Origin of the sequence: Magnetospirillum sp. UT-4 (assembly GCF_902729435.1) — a bacterium.
Classification (GTDB): domain Bacteria; phylum Pseudomonadota; class Alphaproteobacteria; order Rhodospirillales; family Magnetospirillaceae; genus Magnetospirillum.
In genome coordinates this window covers 1-19,562 of the sequence record NZ_LR746526.1, presented here as the reverse complement: position 1 = coordinate 19,562, position 19,562 = coordinate 1, and the positions used below count along the sequence as shown (strand labels likewise).

At 70.3% G+C, this 19,562-nt stretch carries 16 protein-coding genes; 10 read left to right on the top strand and 6 right to left on the bottom strand.

Going from position 1 to position 19,562, the window contains the following annotated elements; genetic code table 11:
* The first annotated feature begins 199 nt into the window (after positions 1 to 199).
* From treY to MTBUT4_RS18550, 3 genes are all read left to right on the top strand, one after another.
* Positions 200 to 2,998: a malto-oligosyltrehalose synthase gene (treY, locus tag MTBUT4_RS18560; protein ID WP_173981203.1), complete on the top strand. Its 2,799-nt coding sequence runs from the start codon at positions 200 to 202 to the stop codon at positions 2,996 to 2,998.
* A gap of 99 nt (positions 2,999 to 3,097) precedes the next feature.
* Positions 3,098 to 5,557: a glycogen/starch/alpha-glucan phosphorylase gene (locus MTBUT4_RS18555; RefSeq protein ID WP_173981202.1), complete on the top strand. Its 2,460-nt coding sequence runs from the start codon at positions 3,098 to 3,100 to the stop codon at positions 5,555 to 5,557.
* Positions 5,558 to 5,666: 109 nt separating this feature from the next.
* On the top strand, positions 5,667 to 5,843 hold the full coding sequence (locus tag MTBUT4_RS18550) for a hypothetical protein (protein ID WP_173981201.1): 177 nt from the start codon (positions 5,667 to 5,669) through the stop codon (positions 5,841 to 5,843).
* Here MTBUT4_RS18550 and MTBUT4_RS18545 read toward each other — a convergent pair.
* Positions 5,834 to 6,142, bottom strand: a complete 309-nt coding sequence (locus tag MTBUT4_RS18545) for a DUF2794 domain-containing protein (protein WP_173981200.1) — start codon at positions 6,140 to 6,142, stop codon at positions 5,834 to 5,836. The genes MTBUT4_RS18550 and MTBUT4_RS18545 overlap by 10 nt on opposite strands.
* A gap of 98 nt (positions 6,143 to 6,240) precedes the next feature.
* Positions 6,241 to 6,618 (bottom strand): hypothetical protein, encoded by a 378-nt coding sequence (locus tag MTBUT4_RS18540; RefSeq protein ID WP_173981199.1) that lies wholly within the window; start codon positions 6,616 to 6,618, stop codon positions 6,241 to 6,243.
* Between the two features lie 103 nt (positions 6,619 to 6,721).
* On the opposite strand from MTBUT4_RS18540, the gene MTBUT4_RS18535 reads away from it, so the two are divergent.
* From MTBUT4_RS18535 to der, 4 genes are all read left to right on the top strand, one after another.
* The gene (locus MTBUT4_RS18535) at positions 6,722 to 7,276 is read left to right on the top strand and encodes a thioredoxin family protein (RefSeq protein WP_173981198.1); all 555 of its coding nucleotides are present in this window, start codon (positions 6,722 to 6,724) and stop codon (positions 7,274 to 7,276) included.
* Between the two features lie 72 nt (positions 7,277 to 7,348).
* Positions 7,349 to 8,017 carry a tetratricopeptide repeat protein gene (locus tag MTBUT4_RS18530; RefSeq protein WP_173981197.1) on the top strand — a complete coding sequence of 223 codons (669 nt, stop codon included), beginning with the start codon at positions 7,349 to 7,351 and terminating at the stop codon, positions 8,015 to 8,017.
* A gap of 15 nt (positions 8,018 to 8,032) precedes the next feature.
* Positions 8,033 to 9,349, top strand: a complete 1,317-nt coding sequence (locus MTBUT4_RS18525; protein ID WP_173981196.1) for a PQQ-binding-like beta-propeller repeat protein — start codon at positions 8,033 to 8,035, stop codon at positions 9,347 to 9,349.
* A gap of 1 nt (position 9,350) precedes the next feature.
* Positions 9,351 to 10,733: a ribosome biogenesis GTPase Der gene (gene der, locus MTBUT4_RS18520; RefSeq protein ID WP_173981195.1), complete on the top strand. Its 1,383-nt coding sequence runs from the start codon at positions 9,351 to 9,353 to the stop codon at positions 10,731 to 10,733.
* 183 nt (positions 10,734 to 10,916) lie between these two features.
* On the opposite strand, the gene MTBUT4_RS18515 is transcribed toward der, so the two are convergent.
* Positions 10,917 to 12,785, bottom strand: coding sequence for an ABC transporter ATP-binding protein/permease (locus tag MTBUT4_RS18515; RefSeq protein WP_173981194.1), 1,869 nt, complete (start codon positions 12,783 to 12,785; stop codon positions 10,917 to 10,919).
* Positions 12,786 to 12,923: 138 nt separating this feature from the next.
* Between MTBUT4_RS18515 and MTBUT4_RS18510 the strand changes: the two genes are divergently transcribed.
* Complete coding sequence (locus MTBUT4_RS18510) at positions 12,924 to 13,346, top strand: CoA-binding protein (protein ID WP_173981193.1); 423 nt, start codon at positions 12,924 to 12,926, stop codon at positions 13,344 to 13,346.
* A 17-nt stretch (positions 13,347 to 13,363) separates the two neighbouring features.
* Here the strand turns inward: MTBUT4_RS18510 and MTBUT4_RS18505 are convergent, their stop codons facing one another.
* The 3 genes from MTBUT4_RS18505 to MTBUT4_RS18495 form a co-directional block, all read right to left on the bottom strand.
* On the bottom strand, positions 13,364 to 15,106 hold the full coding sequence (locus tag MTBUT4_RS18505) for an AMP-binding protein (RefSeq protein WP_173981192.1): 1,743 nt from the start codon (positions 15,104 to 15,106) through the stop codon (positions 13,364 to 13,366).
* Between the two features lie 129 nt (positions 15,107 to 15,235).
* Positions 15,236 to 16,117 (bottom strand): DMT family transporter, encoded by an 882-nt coding sequence (locus tag MTBUT4_RS18500; protein ID WP_173981191.1) that lies wholly within the window; start codon positions 16,115 to 16,117, stop codon positions 15,236 to 15,238.
* Entirely contained in the window at positions 16,114 to 17,286 is a 1,173-nt protein-coding gene (locus tag MTBUT4_RS18495) for an SGNH/GDSL hydrolase family protein (protein ID WP_173981190.1), read from the bottom strand. Before MTBUT4_RS18495 ends, MTBUT4_RS18500 begins: the two co-directional genes overlap by 4 nt.
* 86 nt (positions 17,287 to 17,372) lie before the next feature.
* On the opposite strand from MTBUT4_RS18495, the gene MTBUT4_RS18490 reads away from it, so the two are divergent.
* Both MTBUT4_RS18490 and MTBUT4_RS18485 read left to right on the top strand, forming a co-directional pair.
* Positions 17,373 to 17,780 carry an HIT domain-containing protein gene (locus MTBUT4_RS18490; protein ID WP_173981189.1) on the top strand — a complete coding sequence of 136 codons (408 nt, stop codon included), beginning with the start codon at positions 17,373 to 17,375 and terminating at the stop codon, positions 17,778 to 17,780.
* Between the two features lie 11 nt (positions 17,781 to 17,791).
* A complete protein-coding gene (locus MTBUT4_RS18485) occupies positions 17,792 to 19,204 on the top strand; it encodes a deoxyribodipyrimidine photo-lyase (RefSeq protein ID WP_173981188.1) in 1,413 nt (470 codons plus the stop codon).
* Positions 19,205 to 19,562: the final 358 nt, after the last annotated feature.

The following is a 19,562-nucleotide window of genomic DNA, read 5'->3' as shown; positions in this document are numbered from 1 at the left end:
CACAGAGACACAGAGAAGCCACAGAGAAGGATGCTTTTTCCTCTGCGCCGTCTTCGTGCCCTTCGTGTCTTCGTGGTGAACCCATTTTTTCACCCGCCCCCGCGGCGGCGAAGTACCGCTGTGAACCCCGGCCTGCTTCCCGCGTTCACCAAGATGCGCGCCAGTGCGCTTGCCCCAGTGCGCTTGCAAAGGTGAGCCGATGACGCCGTTCGACTGTCCCCGCGCCACCTACCGCCTGCAGCTGCACCAGGGCTTCACCCTGGCCGACGCCGAGGCGCAGGTGCCGTATCTGGCCGGCCTGGGCGTCAGCCACCTCTACCTGTCGCCGATCCTGATGGCGCGGGCCGGCTCGACCCACGGCTACGACATCGTCGACCACGCCCGCATCAATCCCGAGCTGGGCGGCATGCCGGCCATGGAGCGTCTGGCGGCGGCGGCCAGGGCGCACGGCCTCGGCATCGTCGTCGACATCGTGCCCAACCACATGGGGGTGGGCGGGGCCGACAATGCCTGGTGGCTGGACGTGCTGGAATGGGGCGAGGACAGCCCCTTCGCCCGCTATTTCGACATCGACTGGCTGCCGGCCCGGCGCGAGCTGCGGGGCAAGCTGCTGCTGCCCTTCCTGGGCGACCATTACGGCGCGGTGCTGGAACGGGGCGAGCTGGTGCCGCGGCTCGACCGTGCCGCCGGCGCGCTCGACGTGTGGTACTGGGACCACCGCCATCCGCTGACGCCGCGCGACTATTCCGGCCTGCTGCGTCCCGCGGTGGCCGGTCTTGGCGACAGCGAGGATGCCGACCGGCTGGCCGACGTGGTGGACGACTTCAGCAACTTCACCGACGAGTACGTGCCCGGGCGCAACGTCGCGGCGCGCCGCCAGCGGGCGACCGAGTTGAAGCGCCGGCTGGCGGCGGTGGCGGCGGACCGCCCGGCGGTGGCCGAGGCGGTCGATGCCCATCTCGCCGCGCTGGCCGGCGACGCCGCCCGCCTGCATGCCCTGCTGGAACGGCAGCACTGGCGCATTTCCTACTGGCGGGTCGCCGCCGACGAGATCAACTACCGCCGCTTCTTCGACATCAACGACCTGGCCGCGCTGCGCATGGTCGAGGAACCCGAGCTGTTCGCCCGCGCCCACCGCCTGGTGTTCGAGCTGATCGCCCGGGGCATGGTCCAGGGCCTGCGGGTCGACCACGTGGACGGGCTGTTCAACCCCGCCGAATACTGCCGCATGCTGCAGGCCGGGGGGGTGGGACCCGACGGCCGGCCGCCGTTCCTGGTGGTCGAAAAGATCCTGGCCCGCCACGAGCCGTTGCGCCGCGACTGGCCGGTGGCCGGGACCACCGGCTACGATTTCACCAACCTGGTCTGCGGCCTGTTCGTCGATGCCGCCGCCGAGCCCGCCATCTCCGCGGCCTACCAGCGCTTCACCGCCACCGCCATGGATTTCGAGGCCGAGGTGGTGGCGGCCAAGCGGCGCATCGTCGATGAGCACATGACCAGCGAGCTGCGGGTGCTGGCGGGGCGGCTGGGACGCATCGCCGCCTCGCACTGGCGCTCGCGCGACTTCACCCTGTCGGGGCTGTACCACGCCCTGGCCGAGGTGGTGGCGTGGCTGCCGGTCTACCGCACCTACGTCACCTCGCGCCGGGTCACCGACACCGACCGCCGCTACCTCGACTGGGCGGTGGCCAAGGCGCGGCGGGCCTCGGCCGCCGATCCGTCGCTGATCGACTTCGTGGCGGCGGTGCTGGACACCTCGCTGGCCAAGGCGGGCGGCTATTCGTCGCGGGCCATCGTCGATTTCGCCATGCGCTTCCAGCAATTCACCGGCCCGGTCATGGCCAAGGGCTTCGAGGACACCGCGCTCTATCGCTACAACCGCCTGCTGGCGCTGAACGAGGTGGGCGGCGACCCCACCCGCTTCGGGGTGTCGCCGTCGGCCTTCCTGCAGGCGGTGCGCGCCCGCGCCCGCCGCCTGCCCCATGCCATGCTGGCCACCGCCACCCACGACACCAAGCGGGGCGAGGACACCCGCCTGCGCATCGCCGCCCTGTCCGAGTTCCCCGAGGACTGGCGCCGCCTGCTGGAACGCGGCCACCAGCTCAACGCGCCGTTCCGCCGCACCCTGGAAGCCGGGCCGGCGCCCGAGCCCAACGACGAGTACTGGATCTACCAGACCCTGTTCGGAGCCTTCGACGCCGACGATTCCGCCTTGGCCGAGCGAATGGCGGCGGCAGCGGTGAAGGCGGCCAAGGAGGCCAAGCGCCGCACCTCGTGGGCGCATCCCGACGAGGCCTACGAGACCGCCCTGGCCGAGTTCGTCCACCGCATCCTGGAGACCGGGCGGCGCAATCCGTTCCGCGACGACCTGGCGGCGCTGCACCGGCGCCTGCTGCCGGCCTCCATGCTGGGCGGGCTGGCCCAGACCCTGCTGAAGCTGACCCTGCCCGGGGTGCCGGACATCTTTCAGGGGACCGAGCTGTGGGACCTGTCGCTGGTCGATCCCGACAACCGCCGCCCGGTGGACTTCGCCCTGCGCGCCGGCCTCGCCGGCCGTCCGGGTGAGGACGGACTGCCGCCGCTGCCGGCCCTGTGGCTGGACGGCGGGGTGAAGCAGGAGCTGATCCGCCGCACCCTGGAGCTGCGCCGGCGACTTCCCGACCTGTTCGCCGAAGGCGCCTGCCGGCCGCTGGCGGTGCGGGGGCCGCAGGCCGGCAACCTGGTCGCCTTCGTCCGCCACCACGGCGATGCGGCGGCGGTGGCGGTGGTGGTGCCGGTCCTGGCCGGACGGCTGTGGGGCGAGGGCGGTTGGGCGCCCGGCATCTGGCGCGGAACCGCAATCGAGGCGCCGCGGCGGGTCGGCGGGCACCGCTACCGCGACCTGTTGTCGGGCCGCGAGGTGACGGCGACGCTGCGCCGCGGCACCCCGGTGCTGGCTGCTTCCGATCTGCTGGCGGGCTTTCCCATGGCGTTGCTGGAGTCCGCGCCAGATGCGTGAAATCCACTTCCGCGCCGCTTGGAATGCATCAAAACGCCTTGACTGGGGAGCGTTCCGGGGACTCTCCTAGGGGAAAGTCATGGGGGGAAGGTAGAGAGCATGCGACATGTCGGCGCACCGGTGGTGAGGCTGCTCGATGACGACGTCGAGAGCATCCGTTACAGTCTCGCCAGCCATCTGATGTATTCGGTCGGCAAGGAGCCGGTCAACGCCAACGCCCGCGACTGGTTCATGGCCGCCGCGTTCACCGTGCGCGACCGCCTGACCGAGCGCTGGATGCCGACCCTGAACCGGTACTACGAGCACGACCAGAAGCGCGTCTACTACATGTCGATGGAGTTCCTGATCGGGCGGACGCTGGTCAACGCCATGATCAACCTCGGCATCTACGAGCCGGTCAAGCGGGCCATCGGCGAACTCGGCGTCGATTTCGACGAGGTGGTGGGCTGGGAGGTCGAGGCGGCGCTGGGCAATGGCGGCCTCGGGCGCCTCGCCGCCTGCCTGCTCGATTCCATGGCGACGCTGGGGGTGGCCGGCTTCGGCTACGGCATCCGCTACGATTACGGCATGTTCACCCAGCACGTCGAGCACGGCTGGCAGGTGGAAAGCCCCGAGAACTGGCTGCGCTACGGCAATCCGTGGGAATTCCCGCGCCCCGGCGTGATCTATCCGGTGCGCTTCGGCGGCCGCGTGGTGCACTACAAGGACGTGCTCGGCCACACCCGCGCCCAGTGGATGGACGCCGAGGAAGTGATGGCCATGGCCTACGACGTGCCGATCCCAGGCTATGGCGGGCGCACCGTCAACAACCTGCGCCTGTGGTCGGCCAAGTCCACCCGTGAATTCGACCTCAAGTACTTCAACGCCGGCAACTACATCGAGGCGGTGCGCGACAAGAACGAGTCCGAGACCCTGACCAAGGTGCTCTACCCCTCGGACGTCACCTCGCGCGGCAAGGAACTGCGCCTGAAGCAGGAATACTTCTTCGTCGCCGCCTCGATCCAGGACATCCTGGCCCGCTTCCGCAAGTCCCACAGCGACTGGGACAAGCTGCCCGATTCCGTCGCCGTCCAGCTCAACGACACCCATCCGGCCATGGTGGTGGCCGAGCTGATGCGGGTGCTGGTGGACGAGCACCAGATCGACTGGCACCGGGCCTGGCGCCTGACCCGGGCGTGCTGCGCCTACACCAACCACACCCTGCTGCCCGAGGCGCTGGAGACCTGGCCGGTCGAACTGTTCGAGCGCATCCTGCCGCGCCACCTGGAGATCATCTACCAGCTCAACCACGAATTCTTGCAGGAAGTCCGCCACAAGCATCCCGGCGACAACGACCTGCTGCGCCGGGTCTCGATCATCGGCGAGGGTGACGGGCGCCGGGTGCGCATGGCCCATCTGGCGGTGGTCGGCAGCCACAAGGTGAACGGCGTCGCCGCCATCCACACCGGCCTGATGAAAAGCACCATCTTCTCGGATTTCGAGCACCTGTCGCCCGGCAAGATCAACAACAAGACCAACGGGGTGACGCCGCGGCGCTGGCTGCTGGCGGCCAATCCGGCGCTGTCGGCGCTGATCACCGAGGCCATCGGGCCGGACTGGGTCACCCATCTCGACCGGTTGAAGAAGCTCGAGCCGTTCGCCGAGGATCGGGCGTTCCGCGACCGCTTCGCGGCGGTCAAGCGCGCCAACAAGGAGCACCTGGCCCACGTCATCGGCCAGCGCCTGGGCGTCGACATCGAGGTCGGCTCCCTGTTCGACGTGCAGATCAAGCGCATCCACGAATACAAGCGCCAGCTCCTCAACCTGCTGCACGTGGTCACCCGCTACCAGCACATCCGCACCAATCCCACCCTGGATCTGGTGCCGCGCACCGTCATCATCGGCGGCAAGGCGGCGCCCGGCTATCACCTCGCCAAGCTGATCATCAAGCTGGTCAACGACGTCGCCGACGTGGTCAACAACGACCCGCTGGTGGGCAACCGCCTGAAGGTGGTGTTCGTGCCCAACTACAACGTCTCCACCGCCGAGCTGGTGATGCCGGCGGCCGACCTGTCGGAGCAGATCTCCACCGCCGGCACCGAGGCCTCGGGCACCGGCAACATGAAGATGTCCATGAACGGGGCGCTGACCATCGGCACCTGGGACGGCGCCAACGTGGAAATCTGCGAGGAGGTGGGCGAGGAGAACATGTTCCTGTTCGGCCTCACCGCCCAGGAGGTCGCCCGCCACCACATCGACGGCTACGAGCCGGGGCCGGCCATCGCCGCCGACGAGGACCTGAAGAAGGCCATCGACCTGATCGGCAGCGGCTATTTCTCGCCCGACCAGCCCGACCGCTTCCAGCCCATCGTCGACATCCTGATCCACCGCGACTTCTACCTGCTGACCGCCGATTTCCCGCTCTATCTGGCGGCGCAGGAACGGGTGGACCGGCTCTACCGCCAGCCCGACGAATGGGTGAGGAAGGCGATCCTGAACGTCGCCCGCATGGGCAAGTTCTCGTCCGACCGCACCGTCGCCGAATATGCGCGCGACATCTGGGGCGTCCACGCCGGGTAGCGGGGAAAGGGGAGAAGGCCCCGCCTTACGCGACTGTCACCGAAGCTTCGGTTGCGGTGCGGCATGGCTGCCGTCATAACGGGGGCGTCTACCGTTTGGGGGCGCCACCATGCAGAACCATATCCGCGACATCCGCATGCTGACGGAGCTGATCGAGGCCGAGGCCGGGGGGCGGCCGTTCGACCGGTCGCAGGCCCGCGACCTCGCCCACAGGCTGGCCGAGCACAACCCCGAGATCGCCAAGACCCTGCGCCGCATTTCCGATCGGCTGGGTCCTCAGGTCTGAGGCCTCTCCAGCGTCGCGATGACGTCCGCCAGCGAGGCGGCGCGGGTGGTACGGCCGCCGGGGCCCGCCACCATCCAGCCGGAGCCGAGCTTGGTCACGGTGACCAAGGCGGACTCGCGGGCGTGGCGGAACACCGAGAACACCGCCCGCTGCGGCCCGTGGTCGATGGCGTAGTCGCGCCATTCGCCGGCGGCGACGCGGCGGCTGTAGAGTTCGAGCAGGGTTGCGAGTTCGGCACGATCGAAATGGACCGGCGACTGCCGGGCGCGGAAATCCATCATGCGGATGACTTGAGCCATCGCCTCCGGTCCCGGACGAAACCGGGTCCATTCTCCCCCAACCGCCGGCCGCGGTCCAGCCCTCACGACGGACCCCGAGGCGGCGCGAAAGTGTGGCCTCAGCGCAGCGGGCGAGGAGCCGGAACGAATCCGATCAGGCGGTCGTTGCCCTCGTTGTAGGGCTGGGCGAAGCAGCTGGGCTTGGCCAGCGAGGCGTAGCAGTAGACCTGCTGCGGCGGCGCCGGCGGCGACGGCCAATCGACGCACCAGGCGCCCTCGCGCTGGGCGCGGATGGTCGAGCAGTCCTTGCCGGTGATCCAGGTGGCAAGGTGGTCGCCCATGGTCTTCTTGGTGTTGATGACGCTGAGAACTTCGAGATTGGCGAGGAGATGCATGTCTCCGACCCGCGCAGCCTCGGTCTCGAATCCGTCGCGGCCTGCGAACATGCAGCCGGACAGCAGCAGAATCCCTGCCAGGGGGGCGATGTGCCTGATCATGTTCTATGACCCCTAATGCGCTTCAGGTATATTCAACGCCTGCGCCCGGCGCCGGGTCAATGGAATCTTTTTCCCGGGCGCGGGCATTTGGCCGGAGGATGCCATGGCGGTGGAAACCCCGATTTGCGATTTTGGCTGGCGGGCGCCGGATTTCGCTTTGCCCGGCACCGACGGGCGGGTGTGGCGGCTGGCGGATGCGCGCGGCCCGGCCGGCCTGCTGGTGATGTTCATCTGCAACCATTGCCCCTACGTCAAGGCGGTGGTCGACCGCATGGTGCGCGACGCCCGCGACCTGCAGGCCCTGGGCATCGGAATCGCCGCCGTCATGTCCAACGATTCCAGCCAGTACCCCGAGGATTCGTTCGACAACATGCAGGCCTTCGCCGCCGCCCACGGCTTCACCTTTCCCTACCTGCACGACGAGACCCAGGCGGTGGCGCGCGCCTATGGCGCCGTCTGCACCCCCGATTTCTTCGGCTTCGACGCGGCGCTCGGGCTGCAGTACCGCGGCCGCCTCGACGCCTCGAAGCGCGAGGCCGGACCGGCCGATGCCCGGCGCGAGCTGTTCGAGGCGATGGCCGCGGTGGCGGCCGGCAAGGGCGGCCCGGCCGAGCAGATCCCCAGCATGGGCTGTTCCATCAAGTGGAAGGCCGAATAGGTCCTACGCCGGGTTTGCCTCCGGGCGGGCTACCGACTATGTTACCCGCGTTCGATCCGGGGAGTGTGTTCCTTGTCCAGCAAGCATGACGACGCCGCCACCGACCTTTTGATCCGGGAGGTCGATGAGGACCTTCGCCAGGAGCGGATGGAAAAGCTGTGGAAGCGCTACGGCAGCCTGTTCATCGCCGGCGCGGTGGCGCTGGTCCTGTCGGTGGCCGGCTGGCAGGGCTTCAACACCTGGCAGACGCGCGAGCGTCAGGCCGCCGGCGCCCACTTCGCCGAGGCCGCCAAGCTGGTGGAGGAGGGCAAGCGCGACGCCGCCCGGCCGATCCTGGCCAAGCTGGCCGCCGACGGCAGCGGCGGCTACCGCGCCCTGGCCGAATTCAAGCTGGGCGATCTGGCGGCCGAGGCCGGTGACACCGCCGCGGCGCTGGCCAGCTACGACAAGGTGGCGGCCATGGCGGCGGGCGAGCCGCACGGCGACCTCGCGGTGCTCAAGGCCGCCTATCTGCGCCTGGACGGCGCCGAGCCCGCCATGGTCGAAAAGGCGGTGGAGAAACTGGCGGCGGAATCCAGCCCGTGGCGCCACTCCGCCCGCGAGATCCTGGCCCTGGCGGCCTTGAAGCGGGGCGATGCGGCCAAGGCCGCCGACTGGTTCGCCAAGGTCGCCGACGATCCGGCGGCGCCGCAGGGCGTGCGCGCCCGGGCCGCCGAAATGCTAGCGGCCACCAAGGGCTGAGTGGGGAGAACCGACATGAGCCGTCGTCTGGCATGGGTCCTTGCCGCATCCGTCGCCCTTTCCGGGTGTTCCGGCTGGTTCGGCGAGAACGAGGCCCCGCCGCTGCCGGGCAAGCGCATCTCGGTGCTGTCGGGCGACCGCGCCCTGGCGCCCGAGGCCTCGGGCGAGCAGGCCGCCATCCGCCTGCCGCCGCCGGAGCCCAATGACGACTGGCCGCAGGCCGGCGGCTACGCCAACCACGCCATGCACCATATGGCGGTGGGCGACGCCATCGCCCAGGCCTGGAGCACCGGCATCGGCACCGGGTCGAGCAAACGGGCCAAGCTGCTGGCCCAGCCGGTGGTCGCCGAGGGCATGGTCTTCACCCTGGACGCCGATACCGAGGTGCGCGCCGTCGATGTCAAGACCGGCAAGGTGCTGTGGCAGGTCGACGTCACCCCGGAAAGCGAGGACGACACCTTCTCGGGCGGCGGCATCGCCTACGAGGACGGGCAGCTGTTCATCTCCACCGGCTTCGCCCAGGTGGTCTCGATCGAGGCGAAAACCGGCCGCGAGCTGTGGCGCCAGTCGCTGTCCGGACCCATGCGCGCCGCCCCCACGGTGCGCGCCGGCCGCGTCTTCGTCGTCACCGTCGACAGCCAGACCCATTGCCTGGCCGCCGATGACGGGGCGGTGCTGTGGACCCACCAGGGCATCGCCGAGACCGCCAGCCTGCTGGGCGGGGCCAGCCCGGCGGTGGACGGCAACGTGGTGGTGGTGCCCTATCCGTCGGGCGAGCTGTTCGCGTTGCGCGTCGACAACGGCTCGGTGCTGTGGCAGGACGCGCTGTCCTCGACCCGCAAGACCGACAGCGTCGCCGGCCTGACCGACATCCGCGCCCGCCCGGTCATCGACCGCGGCCGCGTCTACGCCATCGGCCATGCCGATCTGCTGGTCGCCATCGACCTGCGCAGCGGCCGACGCCTGTGGGAGCGCACCATCGGCGGCATCCAGAGCCCGTGGGTGGCCGGCGACTACCTGTTCCTGATCACCAACCACAACGAGGCGGTGGCGCTGGATTCCAAGACCGGCCGGGTGCTGTGGGTGACCCAGCTGCAGCTCTGGGAGGACGAGGAGGACCGCGAGGGCCGCATCGTCTGGACCGGCCCGGTGCTGGCCTCGGACCGCCTGCTGCTGGGCGCCTCGCACGGCGTCCTGCTGTCGCTGTCGCCCTATACCGGCACGGTGCTGGGAAGCATCTCCACCTCGGACGGGGTGGCCATCCCGCCCTCGGTGGCGCAGGGCACGGTGTTCTTCCTCACCAACGACGCCGATCTGGTGGCGTACCGCTGACATGACCTTCACCGTCGCCATCGTCGGCCGGCCCAATGTCGGCAAGTCGACGCTTTTCAATCGTCTGGCCGGAAGGCGGGTGGCGATCGTGCACGACATGCCGGGGGTGACCCGCGACCGCCGCGAGGCCGACGCCAGCCTGCTGGGCATGGACTTCCGGGTGGTCGATACCGCCGGCTTCGAGGATTCCGGCGGCGACACCGTCGAGGCGCGCATGCGCCGCCAGACCGACCGGGCGGTGGGCGAGGCCGATGTCGCCCTGCTGCTGATCGACGCCCGCGCCGGAGTCACCCCGCTCGACCGCCACTTCGCCGATTATCTGCGCCGCGGCAAGACGCCGGTGATCGTGGTCGCCAACAAATGCGAGGGCAAGGCCGGGGCGCCCGGCCTGTACGAGGCCTACGGGCTGGGCCTGGGCGACCCGGTGCCGCTGTCGGCCGAGCACGGCGAGGGCCTGGCCGAGCTGTTCGACGCGCTCCGCCCCCATGCCGAGGCGGCCGGCGCCCTGGCCGAGCCGGAAGAGGACCACGACGAGGCGGAAGAGGGGGGGGAGGCACCTCGCCCCGACCGGCCGCTGCAGATGGTGGTGGTGGGCCGGCCCAATGTCGGCAAATCCACCCTGGTCAACCGCCTGCTGGGCGAGGACCGCATGCTCACCGGCCCCGAGGCCGGCCTGACCCGCGACGCCATCACCAGCGAATGGGAGCACAAGGGTCGGCGCCTGCGCCTGGTCGATACCGCCGGCCTGCGCAAGCGGGCGCAGATCGACGATCCGGTCGAAAAGCTGTCGGTCTCCAACACCCTGGACGCCATCCGCATGGCCGAGGTGGTGGTGCTGGTCCTCGACGCCGACGCCATCCTGGACAAGCAGGATCTCACCATCGCCCGCATGGTGGTGGAAGAGGGCCGCGCCCTGGTGCTGGCCATCAACAAGTGGGACGCGGCGACCGATCCCGAGGCGTCGCTGAAGCGCCTGAAGGACCGCATGGAAACCTCGCTGCCGATGGTGCGCGGGGTGCCGGCGGTGACCCTGAGCGCACTGACCGGCAAGGGCGTCGATCGCCTGATGGACGCCGTGCTCGACATTCACAAGGCCTGGAACAAGCGGGTCTCGACGTCGCACCTGAACCGCTGGCTGGAGGAGGTGGTGGCGCACCACCCGCCGCCGGCGCTGGCCGGCGGGCGTCGCATCAAGATCCGCTACATGACCCAGGCCAAGGCCCGGCCGCCGACCTTCGTCATCTTCGCGTCCAAGCCCGAGGAACTGCCGGAAAGCTACTCCCGCTACCTCATCAACGGCCTGCGCGACGCCTTCAAGCTCCCCGGCGTGCCCATCCGCCTGTACGTCCGCAGCGGGCGGAACCCCTATGCCGGGAAGGACTAGCCGGATGCTATCAGGTTGAATCGCGAGGCGATCCAACCTGATAGCTGAATCCGCCTCTAAATCAATAAATTAGAGTGCGATTCAGGCCTTTTCGTCATGCCCCGGCTTGACCCATGGCTGTCCGGTTAAGCCGTCGGCAGTCGTCCATGGCAACAGCCCGCGAGCGGTAGGGAGCTTTGCTCCCTATTCCTTGCGTTCGGCGGCGCGGCGCAGGGGATGGACCAGCCAGTTGCGCAGGTCCAGCGAGGACATTTCGCGGCGCCGCTCGATCTTCAGCCGGGTTTCGCGCATGGCGACCTGGCCATCGTTCAGCGGCACCAGTTCCAGCTTGCGCTGGTGGAATTCCTCCAGCGCCGAGTGGTAGCCCACCGTCAGCACCGTGGCGCCGGGGAATTCGGTGGTGGCCAGGGTCATCATCTGGCGCTCGCCCTCGGGCAGCAGGGCGGCGGTGGCCTCCTCGATGAAGATCCAGTCGGGGCGCTGCAGCAGCAGGCGGGCGAAGCCCAGGCGCTGCTGCTCGCCCAGGGTCAGCGTGTGCTCCCAGGTGGCAGTGTCGTCCAGGCGCGGGATCAGGTGGCTCAGCGTCACCCGCTCCAGCGCCGCCGTCAGGGTGGCGTCGTCGAAGCTGTCGGGACCCTTGGGGTAGGCCAGGACGCTGCGCAGGCGGGCAATGGGCAGATAGGGGCGCTGCGGCATGAAGAAGATGTTGGCGTCGGCCGGCAGCGCGACCCGGCCGCTTCCCCACGGCCACAGTCCGGCGGCGACCTTGAACAGCTTGATGGCGGCGTCGGGGTCGCCGGTGATGAGCACCCGCTCGCCCTTGGCGATGACCGCGTCGATGCCGCTGACCACCGCCTGGCCGTCCGGGCTGGTGATGGTCAGTCCCTCGAAGCGCAGGGTGTCGGAATCGCTGCGGATCGGGCAGATGTTGCGGTCCTCGTGGCAGACCAGGGCGTGGGCGGCCAATTCCTGCAGCGCCCGGTCGATGGACAGCACGCGCTCGACCGAGGCCTTCCATTCCGCCGCCTTCGACAGATTGTCCACCGGCCACGACAGCGCCGACGTCATCTGCTGGAAGGCCTGGGCGATCTGCATCAGGGCGCCCAGGGTGATGGCGCCGGCGATGTAGCGCGGCGCCGCGATCAGGATGGGGAAGCCGGTGGCCAGCACCTGGTAGCCCGACGAGAACAGGAAGATGTGGACCAGCGCCCGGGTCTGGCGGTCCCAGGCGCCGATCACGTTGGCGAACAGGTCGGACAGGCGACGGCGCTCGTCCGGTTCGCCATGGACCAGGGCGATGGATTCCGAGTTCTCGCGCACGCGGACCAGGCCGAAGCGGAAATTGGCCTCGACCGTCTGGCGCTTGTTGACGGTGCGCACCAGGGGCTGGCCCAGCAGCACCGCGGCGGTGGTGCCGGCGGTGGCGTAGAGCAGCGAGACGAACACCATGTGGCCGGGGACCTGGATCTCGGAGCCGCCCAGCGGCAGCGTGATGATGCCCGACAGCGACCACAGGATCTGGGTGAAGCTGATCAGCAGCAGCAGGCAGTAGGTCAGCGAGTGGGCCAGGTCGATGGCCGATTCGGTGGCGTTGCGGATGTCCTCGGCGATGCGGCCGTCGGGGTTGTCGTGCTCGCCGGGGATGTGGGTGATCTGGTAGTGCCGTCCCTCCGCCATCCAGTCGTCCAGCACGCGCCGGGTCAGCCACTTGCGCCACTTGACCTGCAGCTTGCGCTTCACCCACATGTGGGTCGAGGCCACCGTCATGGCGAACAGCAGGATCACCATCAGGGCGCCGATCTGGGCCATGAAGCGGTCCATCGACCTCTGCTCGAGGGCGTTGAACAGGTTGGCGCTCCACAGATTGATCAGGATCGGCGAGACCACCTGCAGGATGGTCAGCGCCACCAGCAGCGCGGTCAGTCCGCGCACCTCCCACTTCCGCCCGGTGCTCCAGAACGGCCCGGCCAGCGCGACGAATTGTCGGAAAAATCCGGTCCTGTCGTCCGGACCGGAATCTTGCGAAGATGTGATCCCGACGTCGGCGGTCATGGTGCCCGCTGCGATCCCTCTGTTCCCCAAATCAAATTAACCATGATCTTTGGTTAAGGACCAGTGAGCACTTGCCTGAAGGTGGCGGATAGGCGACACCCTCTGCAATTCGCTTCGAACCAGCACAGGGAGCCGGCCATGACCGCACTGTCCCCTTCCGACGACGCCATCGCCGACATGCTGCGCTCGGTGCGCACCATCGCCGTGGTCGGCATCTCGGCCAATGAAAGCCGGCCCAGCTTCACCGTCGCCCGTTACCTGCAGGCCAAGGGCTACCGCATCGTCCCGGTCAATCCCGGCCTGGCCGGCCAGACCTTGCTGGGCGAGACGGTGCACCCCGACCTCGAGAGCATCCCCGAGCCGGTGGACATGGTCGACATCTTCCGCAATTCCGAGGCCGCCGGCGCGGTCACCGACGCCGCCATCCGCATCGGCGCCAAGGCGGTATGGATGCAGCTGGACGTGGTCAACCAGGCCGCCGCCGAACGCGCCCGCGCCGCCGGCCTGGCGGTGGTGATGGACCGCTGCCCGAAGATCGAGATCGCCCGGCTGGGCTTGTGAGGTGACCTGACGGCGGCCTACTCGTCGTCGAAGTGCCCCGGGCAGGGCGGCACCACCCCGGACTCGTCGGCCGGCTCGCTGGCGGCACGGGCCTTCAGCTCGCGGCGCAGAATCTTGCCGGTGCTGGTCTTGGGCATGGTCTCGACGAAATGGATGTCGCGGGGCGCGATGGCGGCGCCCAGTTCCTGGCGGGCGAAGGTCAGCAGCTCGGCGCGCAGCGCCTCGCCCTCCTCGAAGCCGGGATTGAGCGCGACGAAGGCCACCGGGACCTCGCGCACCAGCGGGTCGGGACGGCCGACCACACCGATCTCGGCCACCGCCGGGTGCTCCAGCAGGGCGCTTTCCAGCTCGAACGGGCCGACCGTCTGGGCGGCGGTCTTGATCATGTCGTCGGCGCGGCCGACGAACCAGAAATAGCCGTCCTCGTCGCGTCGCACCAGGTCGCCGGTCAGGTACCAGCCATCGGCGAAGGCCGCCCGGGTGCGCTCGGGATCGCCCACATAGGCGGTGAACAATGACGGCAGGTCGGCCTTCAGCGCCAGCTCGCCGACACCATCGGCGGCGGCGGCGACGCCCTTGCCCTGGCGGGTCACCACCGCCGCCTCGATGCCGGGCAGCGGCAGGCCCATGCTGCCGGGCTTGGCCCCGCTGGGGCGGTTGGCGATGGCGATGGCGCCGGTCTCGGTCTGCCACCAGGTGTCGAGGAACGGCACGCCCAGCGTCCGCTCGCCCCAATGGGCGGCGTCGGCGCTCAGGGGCTCGCCGACGCTGGCGGCCAGGCGCAGCGAGTTGGTGCGGTAGCTGCGGGCCAGGGCGGCGCCGAAGCGCATCATCATGCGGATGCAGGTGGGGGTGGTGTACCACACCGACACCCGTTCATCCTTCAGGATGTCGTACCAGCGCCTGGGGTCGAAGCCGGCCTCGTCCACCACCACCGTGCAGCCGGCAACCAGCGGCGCCACCAGGCCGTAGGCGGTGCTGGTGATCCATCCCGGCTCGGCGGTGCACCAGTAGACGTCGTCGGGCGACAGGCCGAACACCTGGCGGCCGGTGGCCAGGTGCGACAGCACCGCGCCGTGGCCGTGCACGGCGCCCTTGGGGGTGCCGGTGGTGCCGCTGGTGAAATGCAGGAAGGCGGGGTCGGCGGCGGCGGTGACGGCGGGCGCGCCGGCCGGCGGTGCCGCCGCGATCAGGGCGCGGAAATCGGCCAGCCCGTCTTCGCAGGACTCGCCCTCGGGGATCACCAGCACATGCTCGAGCCCGGCCAGGGCGTCGCGATAGGCGGCGACCTTGCGCTGGTAGGCACCCTCGGCGGCGATCAACACCCGCGCGCCGGCCAGTTCCAGCCGCGAGCGCAGCGGCCCCGGCCCGAACGAGGTGAACAGCGGGCAGAACACCGCGCCCACCTTCCACGCCCCCAGCGCCGCCACGTAAAGGTCGAGGCCGCGGCCGAGCAGCACCGCCACCACGTCGCCGGGCCGTGTCCCCAGGCCGCGCAGCATGGCGGCGGCGCGGTCGGACATCTCGGCCAGTTCGGCGTAACTGACGGAACGGCGTTCCTCGTGCCGGCCGATGCAGACCAGGGCGGTGTGCGCTCCGGCGCCGGCGGCGACATGACGGTCGACGGAGGCGGCGGCCATGTTGACCGCGCCCCCTGACCCGCACAGCAAGGCGCGCGCCTGATCCAACCCGAAATTCATCTGGATGGCGTCGTCCCCGGACGGCGCCGCTGCTGACGTGCCGGCTTTCGGCAGAACCATTCATCCTCCCGCGTCACACCCGTGCGGCCGCCGGCCGGGGAACATTCGCAACGAGGGCAGCATTGTGGTCAAGCGGCCTTGCCGGCGCAACGTCCCTGTACGCAAGGCAGCGATGCGCGGCCCTTGACCCTACCGCCGCCCCGCCAGGCCGATGCCGGCGAAGATCAGCCCGCCGCCGGCCAGGTGATACCAGCGGACGGCCTCGCCCAGCAGCGGCACCGCCAGCAGCGCCGCGAACAGCGGGATCAGGTAGGTGAACAGGCCGGCGGTGGCCGCCCCTACCTTCATCACTCCGCCATTCCAGAAGTAGTAGGCGGCCAGCGAGGCGAAGATCGCGGTATAGGCGATGGCGCCCAGATTGGCCGGGCTGGCGGCGAAACCGCCGGAAACCGCCAGTTCCCACAGATAGAAGGGCAGGATCATCGGCAGGCCGGCGCCGATCAGCACCGCCAGCAGGGTGAAGCCGCCGAGCGGCAGGGGGTGGCGCCGCAGCAGCACCGAATAGATCGCCCAACTCGCCGTCGCCACCAGCATCAGCCCGTCGCCCGGGGTGAAGGCGATGGACAGCAGCCTGTCGGGCTCGCCGCGGGCGACGATGGCCAGCAGGCCCAGGGCGGCGACCAGGATGCCGGCGCCCTGGCGCGGCCGGATCGGCTCGCCCAGCCACAGCCGCGACAGCACCAGCATCACCACCGGCAAGGAGGTGCCGACCAGGGTGGCGTTGACCGCCGTGGTGGTCTGCACCGCCAGATAGAGGAAGGTGTTGTAGGCGGCGACGCTGAACAGCGCGAGCACCGCCAGCAGGCGCCAGCGCGCCAGCAGCAGCGCCCGGTTGGCGACCATGTCGCGGGCGGTGAAGGGCAGGATCAGCGCGAAGGCCAGCGTCCAGCGCCAGAAGGTCAGCGCCAGCGGCGGCATCTCGCCGACCACGGCGCGGCCGATCACCGCATTGCCGGCCCAGAACAGCGGCGGCAGGACCAGCAGTCCCAGCCACAGCGCGCGTTCCCTCACGGCAGCCGGCCGGAGGCCAGGATGTGGCCGGCGACGGCATCGGCGATGGTGCGGGCGAAGCGGGGCGAATAGTGCACGGCGTCGATGTAGGCATTGCCCTCGGCCGGTTCCAGCTCGGCCAGCCACAGCAACTGGGGCTCCCACGCCTCACCGGCGGCCCGCATCTCGGCCAGGCGGGCGTAGCCGGCCGCGACCCCCTGATAGCGGCCGGTGGGCTCGGTGCGAGCGGCCTGCGGCCTTCTGGACTGGTCGTAGTGGAAGAACGGCACCGGCTGCTGCACGAACACCACGGCGAAGCCCATCCGTTCGGCGATGGCGGACAGCAGGCGGCGGTTGGCGTCCAGGCGCAGCGCCGCCCGCTCGATGGCGTCGCCGCCGGAACAGCCGCCGGCCTCGGCCGCCCGCCGCTCGGCCGCCTTGCCGGCCAGGTGCCGCATCAGGCGGGCGGTGCGCGACAGCTCGGCCACCGCGCCGGCCACCGTCAACGGCTGGGCGCCGCGCAGGGCTTCCGCCAGCCGGGCCGAGGACGGGCCGGCATCGACGGCGGCGCAGTGAACGAAGTCCTCCAGGCCCTCGACGAACACCGCCACGTCGGGGCGGTGGCCGGCCACCAGCAGCTGCTCCAGGGTGATCCGCGCGGCGGTGGAATGGTGGCCGTCGGTACCGAAATTGAAGACCTGCACTTCCTTGCCGGCCTCCTTCAGCGCGGTCTCGAGCTGGGCCGGCAGGGTCTCGGCGTCGGGCACGCCGATGCCGAACACGGTGGAGCCGCCGAACACGAACACCTTGGCACTCTCGGCGCGCAGGTCCTGGGGGGCGCCGTCGCCGCGCACGCCCTCGGGCGAGACCGTCGCCCGCCGCCCGGTGAAGGGAGCGGTGCGGCGCTCGGCGAACGGGGCGTAGACGGTCGCGGCGGCGGCGCGGGTCTCGGCCAGGGCCTCCTGGTACAGGTGGTAGTCGGTGGTGTCGTAAAGCCGCGCCACGTCCTCGGGCGAGGGCAGGGGCGGCCGCATCTCGGCCTCGGGTCCCATCAGGCGCAGCGCCAGGGCCGAACCGCCTTCGGCCGCCGCCAGCGCCAGCAGCAGGGCCAGCGCAAGCTTGGCCGTGACGGCGATCAGCGGTCCGAGTACAGTCTGTTCCGGGCGGGTGCGGTTGCGGCGGCGGCGCATGGGGGCTCGCGAAGGGGACCTTGCGTGGTGATACCGCGTTTCCCGCCCCTGTGGCAATCGGGAGCGTGGCAACTGGGAGCGTGGCGATGTTCGAGCTTCACGAGCGGCTGGCCGCCGACTGCGTCGCGGTCACGGACTGGCCGCTGAGCCGGGTGCTGCTGATGAACGACTGCAGCTATCCGTGGCTGATCCTGGTGCCCCGGCGGCACGGGGTGACCGAACTGCACGAGCTGGACAGCGGCGACCGCGTCCAGCTGATGGAGGAAATCGCCGACGCGTCGCGGCGGCTGCAGAACCTCACCCATGCCCCCAAGATCAACATTGCCGCCCTCGGCAACGTGGTGCCGCAGCTCCACGTCCACGTCATCGCCCGCTTCCACGAGGACGATGCCTGGCCGCGTCCGGTGTGGGGGACGAGTCCGATCCGGCGCTACGGCGGCCAGGAGCTGGCCCAGACCGTCGCCCGCCTGGTGGCGGCGATGACCGCGACCTGAGGGGGCGGCCGGTGACGGCGGCGACCCTGGTGTGGCTGCGCCGCGACCTGCGCCTGGCCGATCATCCCGCCCTTGCCGACGCCGCCGCCCGCGGTGCGGTGCTGCCGGTCTACGTCCTCGACGAAGCCGGCGACCCGGCCGCCCCCGGCGGAGCGGGGCGGTGGTGGCTGCACCAGTCGCTGGCCGCCCTGGGCCGGGCGGTGGCGACGGCGGGCGGCACGCTGGTGCTGGCGCGCGGCCGCGCCGTGGACGAGATTCCCCGCCTCGCCGCCGCCTGCGGCGCCGCCGCGGTGGCGTGGACCGTCCATCCCGGCGACGGTGACCGCGAGGAGGTGCTGGCGACCCGGCTGGCCGCCGCCGGCATCGACATCCGCCGCTTCCCCGGCGACCAGCTGTTCGCCGCCGGTGCGCTGCGGTCCGGCGCCGGGCGGGCCTACCAGGTGTTCACGCCGTTCTGGCGCCGCGCCCTCGAGCTGCCGGCTCCGCCGGCGCCGCTGCCCGCCCCGGCCCGACTGGCGCCGCCCGACAGGGTTCCACCCGGCCTGCCGCTCGAGTCCCTGGGGCTGATGCCGCGGCTGGAGTGGTGGCGGGGGCTGGCGCAAGCGTGGCGCCCGGGCGAGGACGGGGCGGCGGCGGCGCTGGCGGAGTTCCTTGGCGGCGGCCTCGATGGCTACGACCGGCGGCGCGACCCGCCGGCGGCCGAGGGCACCTCGCGTCTGTCGCCCCATCTCGCCTTCGGCGAGATCGGCCCGCGCCAGGTCTGGCACGCGGTGCGGGCGCGGCCGCCTTCGGGCGGGGCGGACACCTTCCTGAAGGAGGTGGGGTGGCGCGAATTCGCCCGCCACCTGCTGGCCGCAATTCCCGATCTTGCCGAGCGGCCGATGAAGCGCGCGTTCGATTCCTTTCCCTGGTGTCCCGATCCGGGTGCGGAGCGGGCCTGGCAACGCGGCGTCACCGGCTATCCCATGGTCGATGCCGGCATGCGCCAGCTGTGGCAGACCGGCTGGATGCACAACCGGGTGCGGATGATCGTCGGCTCGTTCCTGGTCAAGGATCTGCTGATCCCGTGGCAGGCCGGGATGGCGTGGTTCGCCGACACCCTCGTCGATGCCGACATCGCCAGCAACGCGGCGTCGTGGCAGTGGGTGGCGGGCTGCGGCGCCGACGGGCAGCCGTTCTTCCGCATCTTCAATCCGGTCGCCCAGGGCGAGAAGTTCGACCCCGACGGCGCCTATGTGCGGCGCTGGGTGCCGGAACTGGCGCGCCTGCCCGCCGCCTGGATCCACAAGCCGTGGCTGGCGCCGCCGCTGGTCCTGGCCGAGGCCGGACTCCGCCTGGGCACCACCTATCCGGCCCCGGTCATCGACCACGCCACGGCGCGCGACCGTGCCCTGGCGGCGTTCCGGACCCTGCGGGACGCCTAGGCTGCTTATCGTCATGCCCGGGCATGACCCACGGCTGTCCGGTTTAATTTTCGGCTGGCCCATGCCCCCTCGCCCGCCTGCGGGACCTTTGCGAAACTATGCCCGAGGACGCCCTCGTCCTTCGAGACGACCGCTGGCGCGGTCTCCTCAGGATGAGGGCTTTAATGATTTCAACGTATTAAGCCTCATCCTGAGGAAGCCCGTAGGGCTGTCTCGAAGGATTAGGCGTCTCCGGCCCGGATTTCGCAAATGTCCCGCAGGCGGGCGAGGGTAATCCTGTCTACTTCGGCCAACATCACCCTGGACGCGGCCGACACCAAGGGCTCCCGAAGGCTCTCCGAAATTTAACAGGGTGCGG

What these genes read in the sequence shown, in the direction of transcription:
- treY (WP_173981203.1), top strand. Translation starts at nt 200, where the DNA reads ATGACGCCGTTCGACTGTCCCCGCGCCACCTACCGCCTGCAGCTGCAC.
- MTBUT4_RS18555 (WP_173981202.1), top strand. Translation starts at nt 3,098, where the DNA reads ATGCGACATGTCGGCGCACCGGTGGTGAGGCTGCTCGATGACGACGTC.
- MTBUT4_RS18550 (WP_173981201.1), top strand. Translation starts at nt 5,667, where the DNA reads ATGCAGAACCATATCCGCGACATCCGCATGCTGACGGAGCTGATCGAG.
- MTBUT4_RS18545 (WP_173981200.1), bottom strand. Translation starts at nt 6,142, where the DNA reads ATGGCTCAAGTCATCCGCATGATGGATTTCCGCGCCCGGCAGTCGCCG.
- MTBUT4_RS18540 (WP_173981199.1), bottom strand. Translation starts at nt 6,618, where the DNA reads ATGATCAGGCACATCGCCCCCCTGGCAGGGATTCTGCTGCTGTCCGGC.
- MTBUT4_RS18535 (WP_173981198.1), top strand. Translation starts at nt 6,722, where the DNA reads ATGGCGGTGGAAACCCCGATTTGCGATTTTGGCTGGCGGGCGCCGGAT.
- MTBUT4_RS18525 (WP_173981196.1), top strand. Translation starts at nt 8,033, where the DNA reads ATGAGCCGTCGTCTGGCATGGGTCCTTGCCGCATCCGTCGCCCTTTCC.
- der (WP_173981195.1), top strand. Translation starts at nt 9,351, where the DNA reads ATGACCTTCACCGTCGCCATCGTCGGCCGGCCCAATGTCGGCAAGTCG.
- MTBUT4_RS18515 (WP_173981194.1), bottom strand. Translation starts at nt 12,785, where the DNA reads ATGACCGCCGACGTCGGGATCACATCTTCGCAAGATTCCGGTCCGGAC.
- MTBUT4_RS18510 (WP_173981193.1), top strand. Translation starts at nt 12,924, where the DNA reads ATGACCGCACTGTCCCCTTCCGACGACGCCATCGCCGACATGCTGCGC.
- MTBUT4_RS18505 (WP_173981192.1), bottom strand. Translation starts at nt 15,106, where the DNA reads ATGGTTCTGCCGAAAGCCGGCACGTCAGCAGCGGCGCCGTCCGGGGAC.
- MTBUT4_RS18495 (WP_173981190.1), bottom strand. Translation starts at nt 17,286, where the DNA reads ATGCGCCGCCGCCGCAACCGCACCCGCCCGGAACAGACTGTACTCGGA.
- MTBUT4_RS18490 (WP_173981189.1), top strand. Translation starts at nt 17,373, where the DNA reads ATGTTCGAGCTTCACGAGCGGCTGGCCGCCGACTGCGTCGCGGTCACG.